This is a genomic window from Streptomyces fuscichromogenes, assembly GCF_014645815.1.
Lineage (GTDB): Bacteria > Actinomycetota > Actinomycetes > Streptomycetales > Streptomycetaceae > Streptomyces > Streptomyces fuscichromogenes.
Map to the genome: position 1 here is coordinate 21,064 of NZ_BMML01000014.1, position 15,410 is coordinate 36,473.

Below are 15,410 nucleotides of genomic sequence, written 5' to 3' on the forward strand. Positions count from 1 at the left end.
CGGTACGTGAGCGAGAGCAGTGCGGAGGCCGTAGCGGACGCCGCCGCCGCGGTGGCCGTCGTCGCCTCGGCCACGGGGGCGGCCTCCGGCAGCTGGCGCAAGGTGACGGGCGTCGCCGGAGCCGCCATAGGAGTGCTCGCCGCCGGGGCGGCCGCCGGGGTCGCCGTGGAGCGGATGACCGTCGGCCGCGGGATGCGCCGCAAGGCCCGGCTCGCGCTGGACTCGGCGGGCCCGTACGGCACCCTGCGCGGTACGCCCGGCAAGGCGTACGCCGATGACGGCACCGAGCTGTACTACGAGGTCGACGAGGTGGAACCCGACCTCGGCCCCGCCGTCTCGCCGCGCCGCCGCCGGCTCTTCGGCCGCAAGGCACCCGCGCCCGTCACCGTCGTCTTCAGCCACGGCTACTGCCTCAACCAGGACTCCTGGCACTTCCAGCGGGCGGCCCTGCGCGGGGTCGTCCGGACCGTGCACTGGGACCAGCGCAGCCACGGCCGCTCCGGGCGGGGCGTCGCCCAGCACGAGGACGGGGTGGAACTCACCATCGACCAGCTGGGCCGGGACCTGAAGGCCGTGCTGGACGCGGCCGTGCCCCAGGGGCCGATCGTGCTGGTCGGGCACTCCATGGGCGGGATGACGGTGATGGCGCTGGCCGCCCAGTATCCCGAGCTGATCCGGGGACGGGTGGTCGCCACCGCCTTCGTCGGGACGTCGTCCGGGCGGCTCGGTGAGGTCAACTTCGGGCTGCCGATCGCCGGTGTCAACGCGGTGCGCCGGGTGCTCCCCGGGGTGCTGAAGGCGCTGGGCACGCAGGCCGCGCTGGTGGAGAAGGGGCGGCGGGTCACCGCCGATCTCTTCGCCGGGATCATCAAGCGGTACTCGTTCGCGTCCAAGGACGTCGACCCGGCGGTCGAGCGGTTCGCGGAGCGGATGATCGAGTCGACGCCGATCGACGTGGTCGCCGAGTTCTATCCGGCCTTCACCGACCACGACAAGACGGCCGCGCTCGCCTACTTCCAGAACCTGCCGGTGCTGGTGCTGGCCGGGGTGCAGGACCTCGTGACACCCAGCGAGCACAGCGAGGTCATCGCCGACCTGCTGCCCGACGCCGAACTGGTGCTCGTCCCGGATGCCGGGCACCTGGTCATGCTGGAACACCCGGAAGTGGTCACCGACCGCCTCGCCGACCTGCTCACCCGCGCGGGGGCCGTGCCGGCAGGGGCTACGGTAAGTGGCTATGGAAGCACCAGCAGCACGGCACAGCCAGGCTGAGACCGAGTTGATCGTCACCTCCCCCGGGCAGATGGGGGAGCTGGGCCGCCGACTGGCGAAGTTGCTGCGCGCCGGTGACCTCGTGATGCTCAGCGGGGAGCTCGGCGCCGGCAAGACGACGCTGACGCGGGGACTGGGCGAGGGGCTCGGCGTGCGCGGGGCCGTCACGTCGCCGACGTTCGTCATCGCCCGCGTGCATCCGGCCCTGGGGGACGGGCCGCCGCTCGTCCACGTCGACGCGTACCGCCTGGGCGGCGGGCTCGACGAGATGGAGGACCTCGACCTCGACGTCTCGCTGCCCGAGTCCGTGATCGTCGTGGAGTGGGGCGAGGGCAAGGTCGAGGAGCTGACCGACGACCGGCTCATGGTCCGGATCCACCGGGCGGTCGGGGACACCACCGACGAGGTACGGCACGTGAGCCTGGCGGGGCTGGGGGAGCGGTGGGACGGGACCGATCTGGGCGTGCTGTCGGCCTGAGGACCGTGTGAACGTTCCGACAAGCCGTCGGCAAGATATTGCGCCGGACGTATCGGGCGTGGTCACATGGTATCCAGTCCGTAGTTAGGTGTACCTAACTACCTCCGCCCCCGCACCTCAGGAGGCGCCAGTGTCCGTGTCCCAGTCCGAGGAGCGGCGACCGGTCACGGTCGTCGGGGTCTCCATGCGCGAGCTGCTGGCGTCGTGTGCGGCTGCCGACGCGGTGTCCCGGCCGCCGAGAGCGCCGGAGCCGGCCTCCAGACCGGTTGTGCAGGACCGCAGGGCTGCCTAGGCGGCTCGGCAGCGCCCCGAAAGGGGCGCGGGGAACTGCGCGACCAGCCACGACGGCGCGGCAGTCGGTAGATCGCAGTACCTCCCCCGGAGCGCTTGGGCCGGTTCGGCCGGTGGGTCCCCGCGGGTGCGTCGTGTCCGGTCGCGCAGTTCCCCGCGCCCCCTGGCGGCGGCTGCGCCGCCGATCCGTGGCCGCTCAGCGGATCACGACCACCTTCACCCCGATCGTCGCGAAGTTCCACATCGCGCTGCCGTCCGGGCGGGTCTCGCGGATGCCGCCCGTCCTCACCGTGGGGTCGGGGGGTTCGGCCGCGCGTTGTGCGGTGACCGCGCTGAAGCCGATCGCCGAGCCCTCCTTCGTGGTGGTGAAGCGGACCACGTGTTCGATGGGGAGGCCGTCCGTGCCCGTGATCGCCTTCGAGCGGGAGGTCACCCAGTAGGCGCCCGTGGCCGGGTCGACGGTGCCGGGGTTCACCTTGAAGGTGCGCTCGACGCGGCCGCGCTCGTTGACGAGCCAGACCCGGTCGTCGTCCACCGAGTACACCACCCGTTCACCCGTCCCGGAACTGTTCGGCAGCGCGGTCGGGTGACGGCGGTCCCGGGGTGCCTTGGCGGCCGGCGCACCGGGCGCGGGGCTCGCCGCGGACCTGCCGCCGAGGCCGGGCGGGACGGTGGCCGAGGCCTGGTAGGCGAGGAGACCGACCACCCCGACGGCCGCCGCGGTGAGGCCGGCCACGACTCCCGAGCTGGTCCCTGCCACGTGCGCCACCTCTGCCTCGCCGTAGAGCATCGCCGTATATGTCGTACTTCGTGCAGACCGTAGCAGTCAGTGACCGTCCGTCCCCGGCGGCCGTGCTCGCGGCGCCGGAGCCGTAGGCTGTTCGCGTGCTCTTGCTCGCTCTGGATACCGCCACCCCCGCCGTCACCGTCGCCCTGCACGACGGTACGGCCGTCATCGCCTCGTCGAGCCAGGTGGACGCGCGCCGGCACGGCGAGCTGCTGCTGCCGGCCGTCGACCGCGTCCTCGCCGAGGCGGGGGTCGGGCTGGACGCCGTCACCGGGATCGTCACCGGCATCGGTCCCGGCCCCTACACCGGCCTGCGGGTCGGTCTGATGACCGCGGACACCTTCGGGCTCGCCCTCGGCGTCCCCGTCCACGGCCTCTGCACGCTCGACGGGCTCGCCTACGCGGCCGACATCGAGAAGGGCCCGTTCGTCGTCGCGACCGACGCCCGCCGCAAGGAGGTCTACTGGGCGGTGTACGAGGACTCGCGCACCCGGCGCACGGACCCCGCGGTCGACCGGCCCGCCGACATCGCCGAGAAGATCGCCGGGCTGCCCGCCGTCGGCGCCGGGGCGCTGCTCTACCCCGGCACCTTCCCGGTCGCGCACGAGCCCGAGCACGTCTCCGCCGCGGCCCTCGCGTCGCTGGCCGCCGAGAAGCTGGCCGCCGGGGAGGAACTGCCCGCGCCCAGGCCGCTGTATCTGCGCCGGCCGGACGCCCAGGTGCCCAGGAACTACAAGGTGGTCACGCCCAAGTGACCGCCGAGCTGCGCGAGATGCGCTGGTGGGACATCGACCCGGTCCTGGAGCTGGAGAAGGACCTGTTCCCCGAGGACGCCTGGTCACGGGGGATGTTCTGGTCCGAACTGGCCCACGCGAGGGGCCCCGGGGCCACCCGGCGGTACGTGGTGGCCATGGAGGGCGGCCGGATCGTCGGGTACGGCGGGCTCGCCGCCCAGGGCGCCGCGTCCGACAGCGGTGCCGAGGCCGTGGGCGACATCCAGACCATCGCCGTACGCCGGGACCAGTGGGGCACCGGACTCGGCGGAGAGCTGCTCACCGAGCTGCTGCGGGCCGCGACCGCCTTCGAGTGCGCCGAGGTCATGCTCGAATGCCGGGTCGACAACATCCGCGCCCAGAAGCTCTACGAGCGGTTCGGCTTCGAGCCCATCGGGTTCAGACGCGGCTACTACCAGCCGGGGAACGTGGACGCCCTGGTGATGCGCCTGACGACCGGGCAGCCCGGCAGTGGCTCCGCCCCCGGGCCCACCTCCGAAGAAGGAACCGAGATCAATGGCTGACGAACCCCTGGTGCTGGGGATCGAGACCTCCTGCGACGAGACCGGCGTCGGTGTCGTCCGGGGCACCACCCTGCTCGCCGACGCCATCGCCTCCTCCGTCGACGAGCACGCCCGCTTCGGCGGGGTCGTTCCCGAGGTGGCGTCCAGGGCGCATCTGGAGGCGATGGTCCCGACCCTCGAGCGCGCCCTGAAGGAAGCCGGGGTGAGCGCCAGGGACCTCGACGGCATCGCGGTCACGGCCGGCCCCGGCCTGGCCGGCGCGCTGCTGGTCGGCGTCTCGGCGGCGAAGGCGTACGCGTACGCCCTGGGAAAGCCCCTCTACGGCGTGAATCACCTGGCCTCCCACATCTGCGTGGACCAGCTGGAGCACGGCCCGCTCCCGGAGCCGACGATGGCCCTGCTGGTCTCCGGCGGCCACTCCTCGCTCCTCCTCTCCACGGACATCACCTCCGACGTCCGGCCGCTCGGCGCGACCATCGACGACGCGGCCGGCGAGGCCTTCGACAAGATCGCGCGGGTGCTGAACCTGGGCTTCCCCGGAGGGCCGGTCATCGACCGGTACGCGCGTGAGGGGGACCCGACGGCGATCGCCTTCCCGCGCGGCCTCACCGGCCCCCGCGACCCCGCCTACGACTTCTCCTTCTCCGGTCTCAAGACGGCGGTGGCCCGCTGGATCGAGGCCAGGCGGGCGGCGGGCGAGGAGGTCCCGGTCCGCGATGTGTCCGCCTCCTTCCAGGAGGCGGTCGTGGACGTCCTGACCCGCAAGGCCGTCCGGGCCTGCCGTGACGAGGGCGTCGACCACCTGATGATCGGCGGCGGCGTCGCCGCCAACTCCCGGCTGCGCGCGCTCGCCCAGGAACGCTGCGAGGCGGCGGGCATCCGGCTCCGGGTGCCGCGCATGAAGCTGTGCACGGACAACGGCGCGATGGTGGCCGCGCTCGGCGCGGAGATGGTCGCGCGCAACCGGACCCCGTCCGGCTGGGACCTCTCGGCGGACAGCTCCCTCCCGGTGACGGACCCGCACGTCCCCGCCCACCACGACCACGATCACGTGCACGAGGTCAGCAAGGAGAACCTCTACTCGTGACGGTCGCGCTGATGTGGGAGGCGCGGGCGACGGAGGGCAGGGGCGCGGAACTGCTCGCGTGGGCCCGCGCACGTGAACTCCCCGGGGCCCCGGTGCGCCGGGAGACCTTCCGGGCACCGCAGGACCGGGTCCTGGTCGTCACGTGGTGGGAGGCGTCGTACGACGACCCGGGCATCCCGGAACTCCCCGACCCGCCCGGCGACTTGGTGACCCGGCCGGTGCACCGCTGGCGGTTCGAGTCGCTGGGTGACAGCCCCTAGAGCCCCTAGAAGCCCACGGAGACCCCTGGAGGGCGGCGGCGGGTTCCCGGACGGCCGTCACGCGGGCAGCGCCAAAAGGCTGAGCCGCACCCGACACGACGTCGGTCACCCGGGCGCCGGACGGGCGGGGTGGATAACTGGATATCCACACAATCAGTGAGCCGCCCGCCCTCGCAGTGTGGCTTCGCGACGTGGCCGAACGGGTCGGCTCACCGACCCGTTCGGAGAGCAGATGCACGTACCCCGCGCCTTGCGTTCGATCGTCGCCGTCGCCTCGGTGGGAGCGGCTCTGACGGCCTCCCCGGCGTGGTCCGCCACGCCGGCCGCCGGCACCGGCCCCAGACCGGCCGCCCACACAGGGGCCACCCGGTCCCCCGACTCCGGCCCCGCGGTGCACCATGACACCTCGCCACCGCTGCGCGAGCTGTGGCGGAGATCCAGGACGTTCCGGTCCACCCCGCAGGCCGTGCCCGGCGGAAAGGTGCCGCGCCCGACCCTCGCCAAGGCCGGCGGCCGGGACCGGATCCGGCTGGGCGTCAGCTTCGAGGGCATCCGGGAAGGCGGCGGCACGCCTCCCGACCCCAACGCCTCGGTGGGCTCCCGCCAGGTCGTGGAGATCACCAACTTCGACCTCGCGGTGTACTCCAAGTCCGGTGCCACACTGCTCGGACCGCTGACGACCCAGACCCTGTTCAAGGGGTTCGGCGGACCGTGCGAGAACGCCTCGACCGAGGCCCTCGGGGACCCCGAGGTCCGCTGGGACTCCCTGGCCCGCCGCTGGGTCGTCAACCAGTTCGCCAGCGACGTGGCGACCGACACGAACCGGCTGTGCGTGGCCGTGTCCAGTACCGAGGACGCGACCGGCCGGTACCACCGCTACGCCTTCGGGTACCGGAACCTCCCCGACCACCCGAAGTTCGCGGTGTGGCCGGACGCCTACTACATGAACGCCACCGCGGCCGGTCCGCTCTTCGAGTCGTGCGCCTGGGACCGGACGAGGATGCTGCGCGGAGCCGACGCCGACCAGCAGTGCTTCGACGTCCCGGCGGCGACCATCCCGATCGGCTCGGACCTCGACGGCACGACCCCGCCTCCACGGGGCGAGCCCAACCTGCTGGTCAACCTCGGCCCCACCCACGACAGCCTGCAGTACTGGCGGTTCCACGCGGACTGGAGGAACCAGAACCGCACCACCCTCGCGGGACCGTACCGACTGCGGGTGGCCCCCTACACCCCGGCCTGCGCCGACACCGATCCCACCCAGTGCGTCCCCCAGGCCGGCACCGCCCAGAAACTGGACTCGCTCTCCTACTCGCCCATGTACCGGTTCGCCTACCGCAACTTCGGCGACCACGAGTCCCTGGTGGTCAACCACGCGGTCGACGCCCGCGGCGGCGTCGGCGTGCGCTGGTACGAACTGGGGCTGCGCGGCGGCCGGCCGGTCGTCCGCCAGCAGAACACCTACGCCCCGGACTCCACCTACCGGTGGATGGGCTCCGCGGCCATGAACAGGAGCGGCGACATCGCCCTCGGATACTCGCAGTCGTCCGCCCGGACCCGGCCCTCGATCCGCATCACCGGACGCCTGGCGAACGACCCGCCGAACCGGATGACGTTCCGCGAGACCACCGTGTGGACCGGCGCGGGCTCCCAGACCGGGAGCAACCGCTGGGGCGACTACACGTCCATGGCGATCGACCCGGTGGACGACTGCACGTTCTGGTACACCAACCAGTACCAACCGGCCGACGGCACCGGGAACTGGAACACCAGGATCGCCTCCTTCCGGCTCTCCGACTGCCACGCCCACGCCCACGGCCGCCCGCGCGGACACGGGTGACAACCCCCCGGACGGATCCGGGCGTCGGTCATCGCGGACGCCCGGCCCGTCGGGGCCCCCTTCGCCGCGCATGCCGCCGCGTCCTGAGGGTCACTCCACCCGCGTCTCGCAGCGCAGTACCCGGTCCGGTCCCAACCGTCGTACCGGGCCGGTCAGCCGGAGCGGCACCGTGTCCCGGACGTCCGCACTCGACGCCGCCACCCGCAGTTCCAGCGCGCCCGGTTCGACCACCCGCGCCCCCTCCCGGTCCGTGAACGCCGACAGGTCCGCATGGAAGCGGAAGGTCACCCTCCGTGACTCGCCCGGAGCCAGCTCCACCCGCTGGTAGCCGATCAGCCGGACATCCGGGCGGGTCACCGACGCCACCGGGTCGTGCAGGTACAGCTGTACGACCTCCGCGCCCGCCTGCTCGCCCGTGTTGCGCACCGCCACCGTCACGTCGTACGAACCGTCCGTGCCGATCTCGGTCTCCTTCCCGGAGACCGTCTCCCACGCGAATGTCGTGTACGAGTGGCCGTGCCCGAACGGGTACAGCGGGGTCGGGTCCAGGTTGCTGACCTCGCCCGCGAGGCCCAGCGGGGGCTGGAGGTAGGTCCAGGGCTGGCCCCCCGGCACGCGGGGCACGCTCACCGGCAGGCGGCCCGACGGGTTGACGCGACCCGACAGCACTCCCGCCACCGCCGGGCCGCCCTCCTCCCCGGGGAAGAACGCCTGCACCACCGCGCCGAGCCGGCCGTGCCAGCGGCCCAGTGCGTACGGGCGGCCGGTGAGGAGGACCAGGACCACCGGGACGCCCGTGGCGACCAGCGTGTCCAGCAGGTCCGCCTGGACACCGGGCAGCGCGAGGTCCGTGACGTCGCAGCCCTCGCCCGACGTGCCCCGGCCGAAGAGGCCGGCGCGGTCGCCCAGGACCGCCACGCACACGTCCGCCTCCGCGGCGCGGGCCACCGCCTCCTGGAAGCCCGAGGTGTCCGGGTCCGAGACGTCGCAGCCCTCGGCGAACGTGACCTTCGCGTCGGGGAGTTCGGCACGCAGGGAGTCGAGGACGGTCGGGATGGCGATGCCCAGGTCCACCTCGGGATGGTGGGTCAGGACGTGGGACGGGAAGGAGTAGCAGCCGAGCATCGCGAGCGCGTCGGCGGCGCGGGGGCCCACCACCGCGACACGGGTGCCGGGGGCGAGGGGGAGCGTGCCGTCCGGGTTGTCGAGGAGGACCACGGACTCCTCGGCCAGGCGGCGGGCCAGCGCGCGGTTCGCCGTCGAGTCGAGGTCGACCGGGCCTTCCCGCGCGGGCTCCCAGTCCTCGTCCAGCAGGCCCAGCTCGCACTTCTGGAGCAGGACCCGGCGGGCCGCCCGGTCGACGAGCGCCTGAGGGACCGTGCCCTCGCGGACCGCCGCCACCAGGGGGCGGCCGTAGCACTTGAGGGTCGGCAGCTCGACGTCGATGCCCGCCGCCAGGGCGAGACGGGCCGCCTCCGCCTCCGTACCGGCCACCCGGTGCAGGGACTGGAGGAAGCCGATGCCGAAGTAGTCGGCGACCACCGTGCCCTCGAAGTCCCACTCGTCGCGCAGGAGTCCGGTCAGCAGGCGCGGGTCCGCCGATGCCGGAACGCCGTCCGTCTCGTTGTACGCCGCCATCACCGAGCGGGCCCCGCCCTCCCGCAGGGCCATCTCGAACGGGGGCAGGGTGACGTCCGCGAACTCCCGTACCCCCGCCCGGACCGGGGCGAGGTTGCGGGCGCCGACGGAGGAGGCGTAACCGGCGAAGTGCTTGAGGGTGGCGATGATCCCGGCCTGCTCCAGGCCCCGGACGTATGCCGTGCCGATCGTGCCCACCAGGTAGGGGTCCTCGCCGATCGTCTCCTCGACCCGTCCCCAGCGCGGGTCGCGGACCACGTCCAGGACGGGGGCCAGGCCCTGGTGGACGCCGACCGAGCGGAGGTCGTGGCCGATGTGCCGGCCCAGCTCCTCGACCAGCGGCGGGTCGAAGGCGGCGCCCCAGGCGAGCGGGACCGGGTAGGCCGTCGCCTGCCAGGCGGTGAAGCCGGCCAGGCACTCCTCGTGGGCGATCGCCGGGATGCCGAAGCGGCCGGCGGCGGTGATCCGGCGCTGGGCGCGGGCCAGTGCTCGCGCGCCCAGCGCCGGGTCCACCGGGGCGGTGCCGAAGGAACGGGTCAGCTGGCCGAGGCCGAGGGTGATCAGCTCGTCCCACTCGTAGTCCGCGGTCATCTCGCGTTGCAGCGGGGCGACCCCGTCGCCGTCCGTGGCGGCGCCCACCCACACCCCGTACAGCTGGGCGGCCTTCTCCTCCAGGGTCATCCGGGTGAGCAGGTCGTCGACGCGGGCGGCGGCGGGCAGCGCGGGGTCGCGCCAAGGAGCGGTGGTCATGAAACTCCCGTCTCTGTTCTCTGCTACGAACGCTGCTACGAATGTTTCGTACCACACACCGAATGTTCCGGGAACCTATGGCGCGCGAAGGTCTTCGTCAAGGGGGAGCGCAGGGATACGATCGCGGGCATGACGCCTCCGAAGCCCACAGAAACGCAGACGGCGACGCTCGCCGAAATCGCCCGTGAGGCCGGTGTGTCCGCTCCGACTGTTTCGAAGGTCCTGAACGGGCGTGCCGATGTCGCCCCGGCGACCCGTACCCGGGTCGAGGAGCTGCTGCGCGCCTACGGCTACCGGCGGCGCCGTGCCGAGGCCTCCCGGTCGCCGTTGATCGACCTGGTCTTCCACGAGCTGGAGAGCGCGTGGGCGATGGAGGTCATCCGAGGGGTGGAGAACGTGGCCCGGGACGCCGGGCTGAGTGTGGTGCTCAGCGAGAGCGCCGGGCGGCTCACCCCGGGGCGGACCTGGGCCGACCAGGTGGCGGCCCGGCGGCCGCACGGGGTGGTGCTGGTGCTGTCGGGGCTCGACGAGTCGCAGCGGGCGCTGCTGCTGAGCCGGTCGATCCCGTTCGTGGTGATGGACCCGGCCGGGGACCCGGGGCCGGACGTGCCGTCGATCGGGGCGACCAACTGGCAGGGCGGGCTCGCCGCCACCCGGCACCTGGTCGAGCTGGGGCACCGGCGCATCGGGGCGATCAGCGGGCCGTCCCGGATGATGTGCAGCCGGGCCCGGGTGGACGGCTACCGGGCCGCCCTGGAGACCGCCGGGCTCCCCGTCGACCAGGCCCTGATCAAGGCCGGCGACTTCCACCACGACGCCGGCTACCGGCTCGGCCTGGAGCTGCTGCGCATGCCCGACCGGCCGACCGCGGTCTTCACCGGCAACGACCTCCAGGCGCTCGGGCTCTACGAGGCCGCGCGTGAGCTGGGGCTGCGCATCCCGGAGGACGTGAGCATCGTCGGGTTCGACGACCTGCCGGTGGCCCGCTGGGTGGGGCCGCCGCTGACGACCGTACGGCAGCCGCTGACCGAGATGGCCGAGGCGGCGGCGCGGCTGGTCCTGGAGATGGGGCGGGCGGAGGAGGCCACCACGGCCACCCGGGTGGAGCTGGCGACCAGCCTGGTGGTCCGGTCGAGCACGGCGGCGCCCGCGACCGCGTGAGGCGGGCTTGGCCAAAAGTTGACGTATTGACGGGTGGTGCGGGTGTCTCCACACTCCTCCGAAGCCAATCGGTTGCACGACCGAAACTTTCGGAGGCACCCGCGATGAGATCTCTGAGATTCGGCTTACCCCTCGTCTCGCTGTTCACCGGCGTGGCGCTGCTCTTCACGGCTCCTGCGGCGCACGCCGCCGACACCCCGCTGCGCGACCTCGCCGCCGCGAAGGGCAAGGTCATCGGCACCGCGGTCACCGGCTCCAAGCTCACCGGCACCTACGGCGACCTGGCCGGCAGCCAGTTCAGCTCGCTGACCCCGGGCAACGCCATGAAGTGGGGGACGGTCGAGCCCACCCAGGGCACCTTCAACTGGACCGAGGCCGACCAGATCGTCGCCTTCGCCCAGGCCCACGGCCAGCAGGTGCGCGGCCACACCCTGGTCTGGCACAGCCAGAACCCCGGCTGGCTGACGAACGGCACCTGGACCTCCGCCCAGCTGAGCAGCCTGCTGCAGAACCACATCAGCACCGAGGTCGGCCGCTACAAGGGGAAGATCGCGGCCTGGGACGTCGTCAACGAACCCTTCAACGAGGACGGCAGCTACCGCTCGACGCTCTGGTACAACGGGCTCGGTTCCGACTACATCGCCAACGCCCTGACCTGGGCACACGCGGCCGACCCGGACGCCAAGCTGTACATCAACGACTACAACGTCGAGGGCGTCAACGCCAAGAGCACGGCCCTGTACAACCTGGTGAAGTCGCTCAAGGCGGCCGGCGTGCCGATCGACGGGGTCGGGCTGCAGGCCCACCTCGTCCTCGGCCAGGTGCCCGCCACCCTCCAGCAGAACATCCAGCGCTTCGCCGACCTCGGCGTCGACGTGGCGATCACCGAGCTGGACGTGCGGATGGCGCTGCCCGCCGACAGCACGAAACTCGCCCAGCAGAAGGCCGACTTCAAGTCGGTGGTGGCCGCGTGCGTGGCGGTGAGCCGCTGCGTCAACGTCACCGTGTGGGGCTTCACCGACTCCGACTCCTGGGTGGACAGCACCTTCCCGGGATACGGCGCGGCGACCCCGTACGACGCGAACTACGCCCCGAAACCGGCGTACTACGGCATCTCGGAGGCGCTCGGCGGCACCACGACCACCCCGCCGCCGACCGGTGCCTGCACCGCCGCCTACAGCGTGAGCAGCCAGTGGAACACCGGGTTCACCGGCCAGGTCACCATCTCCTGCTCCGGTGCCTCGCTCTCGTCCTGGAAGGCCACCTGGACGTACGGCGCGGGGCAGCAGATCACGCAGGCCTGGAACGCCGTCTGCACCCAGTCGGGCGCGGCCGTCTCCTGCACCAACGCCTCCTACAACGGGACGGTGGCGGACGGGAGTTCGGTGTCCTTCGGGTTCAACGCGGCCTGGAGCGGGAGCAATCCGGTACCGGCTGTCACGCTGAGTCCGGCGTGAGAAGGGTGAGATTTTCCGAAGAAAACCCTCTCGCGACGCCTGCGCTAACAGTCCCCTAATAATTCGGACTTACGTTCCTGCCTTGTGACGGGACACGAGGAGCAAGGCGACGCGGGCAGACGGGTGGGCCGGCGGTCGAGAGTGCTGAAGATCGTCGGCCTCACCCTGGCGGGGGTCATGACGCTCGGCGTCGCGGGCGCGGGGTGGGTCTACTGGCACCTCAACGACAACATCAAGAGCGTCGACATCAACAGCGCGCTCGGCGACGACCGCCCGGCGAAGGCGGTGACGACGCCGACGGCCACCGCGTCCGCGTCCGCCTCCCCGTCCCCGCTGCCCACCGGTTCGGTGAACATCCTGGTGCTGGGCTCGGACTCGCGCAGCGGCAAGGCGAACAAGAAGCTCGGCGGCGGCAGCAGTTCGGGCGCCCGCTCCGACACCGCGATGGTCGTCCACGTCGACGCCGGCCGGACCTCGGCCACCGTCGTCAGCATCCCGCGCGACACCCTGGTCACCCGGCCCTCCTGCCCGCTGTCCTCCGGCGGCTCGACGTCCGTCGCCTACAACGCGATGTTCAACAGCGCCTACTCGGTGGGCGGGGCGGTGTGCGCGGTCAAGACGGTCGAGTCGATCACCGGCGTCCGCATGGACCACTACCTGGAGATCGACTTCTCGGGCTTCGCGAAGCTGGTCGACGCGCTCGGCGGGGTGACCGTGACCACCGACCAGGACATCAGCGACGACGACAGCCATCTGCACCTGAAGAAGGGCACCCACCACCTGAACGGCACCCAGGCCCTGGCGCTCGCCCGCACCCGGCACGGCATCGGCGACGGCAGCGACCTGGGCCGGATAGGCCTCCAGCAGAAACTGGTGAAGGCGCTCCTCGACCAGATGGCCTCCAGCAGCCTGCTGACCGACCCGGCCAAGCTCTACGAGGTCGCCGACGCGGTCACCTCCAGCCTCACCACCGACACCGGCCTGGACTCGCTCAGCGAGCTGATGCGGCTGGGCCAGAGCCTCAAGGGCCTGACCTCGGACAACGTCAAGACGGTGATGATGCCCGTGGTGACCGCGCCCTCGGACCACAACCGGGTGATCGCGAAGGAGCCGGCGGCGAGCGACCTGTGGGAGTCCCTGCGGTAGCCGGTCCGCCACCCCGCCGTCCCTCCTGCCGTCACCCCGACCGGGTCGCGGCGGAAAAAAACTTCGGGGAAATTTGGTGAGCGTGTCGATCCGGCGGCCGGCCGTTCGACGCAAGGGTGAGATGCGGGGAGAACACCCCGCCGGAACCCTAGGAGTCACCATGCCGCGTTATCTGTCGCTCGTGCGGATCGACGAGACCACCGCCCCCGCCGAGGGGCCCAGCCCGGAGCTGATGCAGCGGATGGGCGAGCTGATCGAGGAGGTCACCAAGGCGGGCGTGATGCTGGACACCGCGGGGCTGACGCCGTCCGCCGACGGCACCCGGGTGCACTGGGAGGGCGGCCGGATCTCCGTCACCGACGGGCCCTTCACCGAGTCCAAGGAGGTCATCGGCGGGTATGCGCTCATGCAGTGCAAGGACAAGGCCGAGGCCCTGGAGTGGACCAAGCGGTTCCTCAAGGTGCACGAGGAGTTCTGGACCGTGACCTGCGAGGTCCGGGAGATCGCGGAGGGCTGACCGCCGCCGGCCTCGCCGACCCTCGCCGGCCTTCCTGGCGTGCGTCGCACGGTGGGTGTTGCATGGGGGGCTGTGAGCACACAGCCCCCCGCCGAGCCCGGCCCCCGGCACGCCATCGAGACCGTCTTCCGGCTCGAATCGCCCCGCGTGATCGCCGGCGTCGCCCGGATCGTCCGGGACGTCGGCATCGCGGAGGAGCTGGCCCAGGACGCGCTCGTGGCCGCCCTGGAGCAGTGGCCCCGGGAGGGCGTGCCGGACAACCCGGGCGCATGGCTCATGGCCACCGCCCGGCACCGCGCCGTGGACCTGGTCCGGCGCCGGGAGAACTACGCCCGCAAGCTCGCGGAGATCGGCCGCAGCACGGAGACGACGGCCCCGCCCGTGGAGCCCGCCGACCCGGACGACATCGACGACGACCTGCTCCGCCTGGTCTTCACCACCTGCCATCCGGTGCTGTCGCCCGAGGCCCGCACAGCCCTCACGCTGCGCCTCCTCGGCGGCCTGAGCACGGCCGAGATCGCCCGCGCCTACCTCGTCCCGGAGCCGACGATCGCCCAGCGCATCGTCCGCGCCAAGCGCACCCTCGCGACGCGGAACATCGCCTTCGAGGTGCCGTACGGCCCCGACCGGGAGGCCCGGCTCGGCTCGGTCCTGGACGTCATCTACCTGATTCACAACGAGGGTTACGCGGCCACCGCGGGCGACGACTGGCTGCGCCCGTCGCTGTGCGAGGACGCGCTGCGGCTGGCCCGGGTGCTCTCGGGGCTGATGCCGAAGGAGCCGGAGGTACACGCCCTCGCCTCCCTCCTGGAGTTCCAGTCCTCCCGGACGGCCGCCCGTACCGGCCCCGACGGCGCGCCGGTCCTGCTCCGGGACCAGAACCGCCGTCGCTGGAACCGCATGCTCGTCGCCCGCGGCATCAGGGCCCTGGGCCGTGCCGACGCCACGGCGACCGGCGCCCCCGGGCCCTACGCCCTCCAGGCGGCCATCGCGGCCTGCCACGCGCACGCCTACACGTACGAGGAGACCGACTGGACGGCCATCGCCACCCTGTACGGCCTGCTGGCGGCCCGGTCCCCGTCCCCGGTCGTCGAGCTGAACCGGGCGGTGGCCGTCTCGATGGCGGACGGCCCGGCGGCGGCCCTGGCGATCGTGGACCCGCTGACCGCCGAACCCGCCCTGCGCGACTACCACCTGCTGCCGAGCGTGCGCGGCGACCTGCTGGCCCGCCTCGGGCGCGGGGCCGAGGCGCGGGGCGAGTTCGAACGCGCGGCACGACTGACCCGCAACGAGCGGGAACGAGACCTGCTGCTGCGACGGGCACGGGAGCTCTGAGCGCCCCGAGGGGGGCGCGGGGCCGTATCCATGTGCCGCTCCGCCGCGCGGGCGCGACCGGCCACGACGGCGCGGCAGCCGCTCGACAACACAT

At 72.5% G+C, this 15,410-nt stretch carries 14 protein-coding genes; 12 read left to right on the forward strand and 2 right to left on the reverse strand.

The window, feature by feature from the left end; all coding sequences use genetic code 11:
* Window positions 1-6: 6 nt before the first annotated feature.
* Window positions 7-1,272: an alpha/beta fold hydrolase gene (locus IEZ11_RS28010; RefSeq protein ID WP_189265678.1), complete on the forward strand. Its 1,266-nt coding sequence runs from the start codon at window positions 7-9 to the stop codon at window positions 1,270-1,272.
* A complete protein-coding gene (gene tsaE / locus IEZ11_RS28015) occupies window positions 1,238-1,750 on the forward strand; it encodes a tRNA (adenosine(37)-N6)-threonylcarbamoyltransferase complex ATPase subunit type 1 TsaE (RefSeq protein WP_189265679.1) in 513 nt (170 codons plus the stop codon). The genes IEZ11_RS28010 and tsaE overlap by 35 nt, the downstream gene beginning before the upstream one ends.
* Before the next feature lie 487 nt (window positions 1,751-2,237).
* Here the strand turns inward: tsaE and IEZ11_RS28020 are convergent, their stop codons facing one another.
* Window positions 2,238-2,801 (reverse strand): hypothetical protein, encoded by a 564-nt coding sequence (locus IEZ11_RS28020; protein WP_189265680.1) that lies wholly within the window; start codon window positions 2,799-2,801, stop codon window positions 2,238-2,240.
* Window positions 2,802-2,926: 125 nt separating this feature from the next.
* Here IEZ11_RS28020 and tsaB point away from each other — a divergent pair, with 125 nt between their 5' ends.
* The 5 genes from tsaB to IEZ11_RS28045 all read left to right on the forward strand — a co-directional run bounded on the left by tsaB (window position 2,927) and on the right by IEZ11_RS28045 (window position 7,312).
* Entirely contained in the window at window positions 2,927-3,583 is a 657-nt protein-coding gene (gene tsaB / locus IEZ11_RS28025; protein ID WP_189265681.1) for a tRNA (adenosine(37)-N6)-threonylcarbamoyltransferase complex dimerization subunit type 1 TsaB, read from the forward strand.
* Window positions 3,584-3,600: 17 nt separating this feature from the next.
* Complete coding sequence (gene rimI, locus IEZ11_RS28030) at window positions 3,601-4,125, forward strand: ribosomal protein S18-alanine N-acetyltransferase (protein ID WP_189265879.1); 525 nt, start codon at window positions 3,601-3,603, stop codon at window positions 4,123-4,125.
* Window positions 4,118-5,212, forward strand: coding sequence for a tRNA (adenosine(37)-N6)-threonylcarbamoyltransferase complex transferase subunit TsaD (gene tsaD / locus IEZ11_RS28035; protein WP_189265682.1), 1,095 nt, complete (start codon window positions 4,118-4,120; stop codon window positions 5,210-5,212). The genes rimI and tsaD overlap by 8 nt, the downstream gene beginning before the upstream one ends.
* Window positions 5,209-5,472: a hypothetical protein gene (locus IEZ11_RS28040; protein WP_189265683.1), complete on the forward strand. Its 264-nt coding sequence runs from the start codon at window positions 5,209-5,211 to the stop codon at window positions 5,470-5,472. Before tsaD ends, IEZ11_RS28040 begins: the two co-directional genes overlap by 4 nt.
* A 232-nt stretch (window positions 5,473-5,704) precedes the next feature.
* Window positions 5,705-7,312 carry a hypothetical protein gene (locus tag IEZ11_RS28045; RefSeq protein WP_189265684.1) on the forward strand — a complete coding sequence of 536 codons (1,608 nt, stop codon included), beginning with the start codon at window positions 5,705-5,707 and terminating at the stop codon, window positions 7,310-7,312.
* A gap of 90 nt (window positions 7,313-7,402) precedes the next feature.
* Here the strand turns inward: IEZ11_RS28045 and IEZ11_RS28050 are convergent, their stop codons facing one another.
* Window positions 7,403-9,700: a beta-xylosidase/alpha-l-arabinosidase gene (locus tag IEZ11_RS28050; protein ID WP_189265685.1), complete on the reverse strand. Its 2,298-nt coding sequence runs from the start codon at window positions 9,698-9,700 to the stop codon at window positions 7,403-7,405.
* A gap of 129 nt (window positions 9,701-9,829) precedes the next feature.
* Between IEZ11_RS28050 and IEZ11_RS28055 the strand changes: the two genes are divergently transcribed.
* The 5 genes from IEZ11_RS28055 to IEZ11_RS28075 all read left to right on the forward strand — a co-directional run bounded on the left by IEZ11_RS28055 (window position 9,830) and on the right by IEZ11_RS28075 (window position 15,316).
* A complete protein-coding gene (locus IEZ11_RS28055; RefSeq protein ID WP_189265686.1) occupies window positions 9,830-10,861 on the forward strand; it encodes a LacI family DNA-binding transcriptional regulator in 1,032 nt (343 codons plus the stop codon).
* Window positions 10,862-10,965: 104 nt separating this feature from the next.
* Window positions 10,966-12,318, forward strand: a complete 1,353-nt coding sequence (locus IEZ11_RS28060; protein WP_189265687.1) for an endo-1,4-beta-xylanase — start codon at window positions 10,966-10,968, stop codon at window positions 12,316-12,318.
* A gap of 141 nt (window positions 12,319-12,459) precedes the next feature.
* On the forward strand, window positions 12,460-13,464 hold the full coding sequence (locus tag IEZ11_RS28065) for an LCP family protein (protein ID WP_189265880.1): 1,005 nt from the start codon (window positions 12,460-12,462) through the stop codon (window positions 13,462-13,464).
* A 160-nt stretch (window positions 13,465-13,624) separates the two neighbouring features.
* Entirely contained in the window at window positions 13,625-13,981 is a 357-nt protein-coding gene (locus tag IEZ11_RS28070) for a YciI family protein (RefSeq protein WP_189265688.1), read from the forward strand.
* Window positions 13,982-14,053: 72 nt separating this feature from the next.
* Complete coding sequence (locus IEZ11_RS28075) at window positions 14,054-15,316, forward strand: RNA polymerase sigma factor (RefSeq protein WP_189265689.1); 1,263 nt, start codon at window positions 14,054-14,056, stop codon at window positions 15,314-15,316.
* Window positions 15,317-15,410 lie beyond the last annotated feature (94 nt).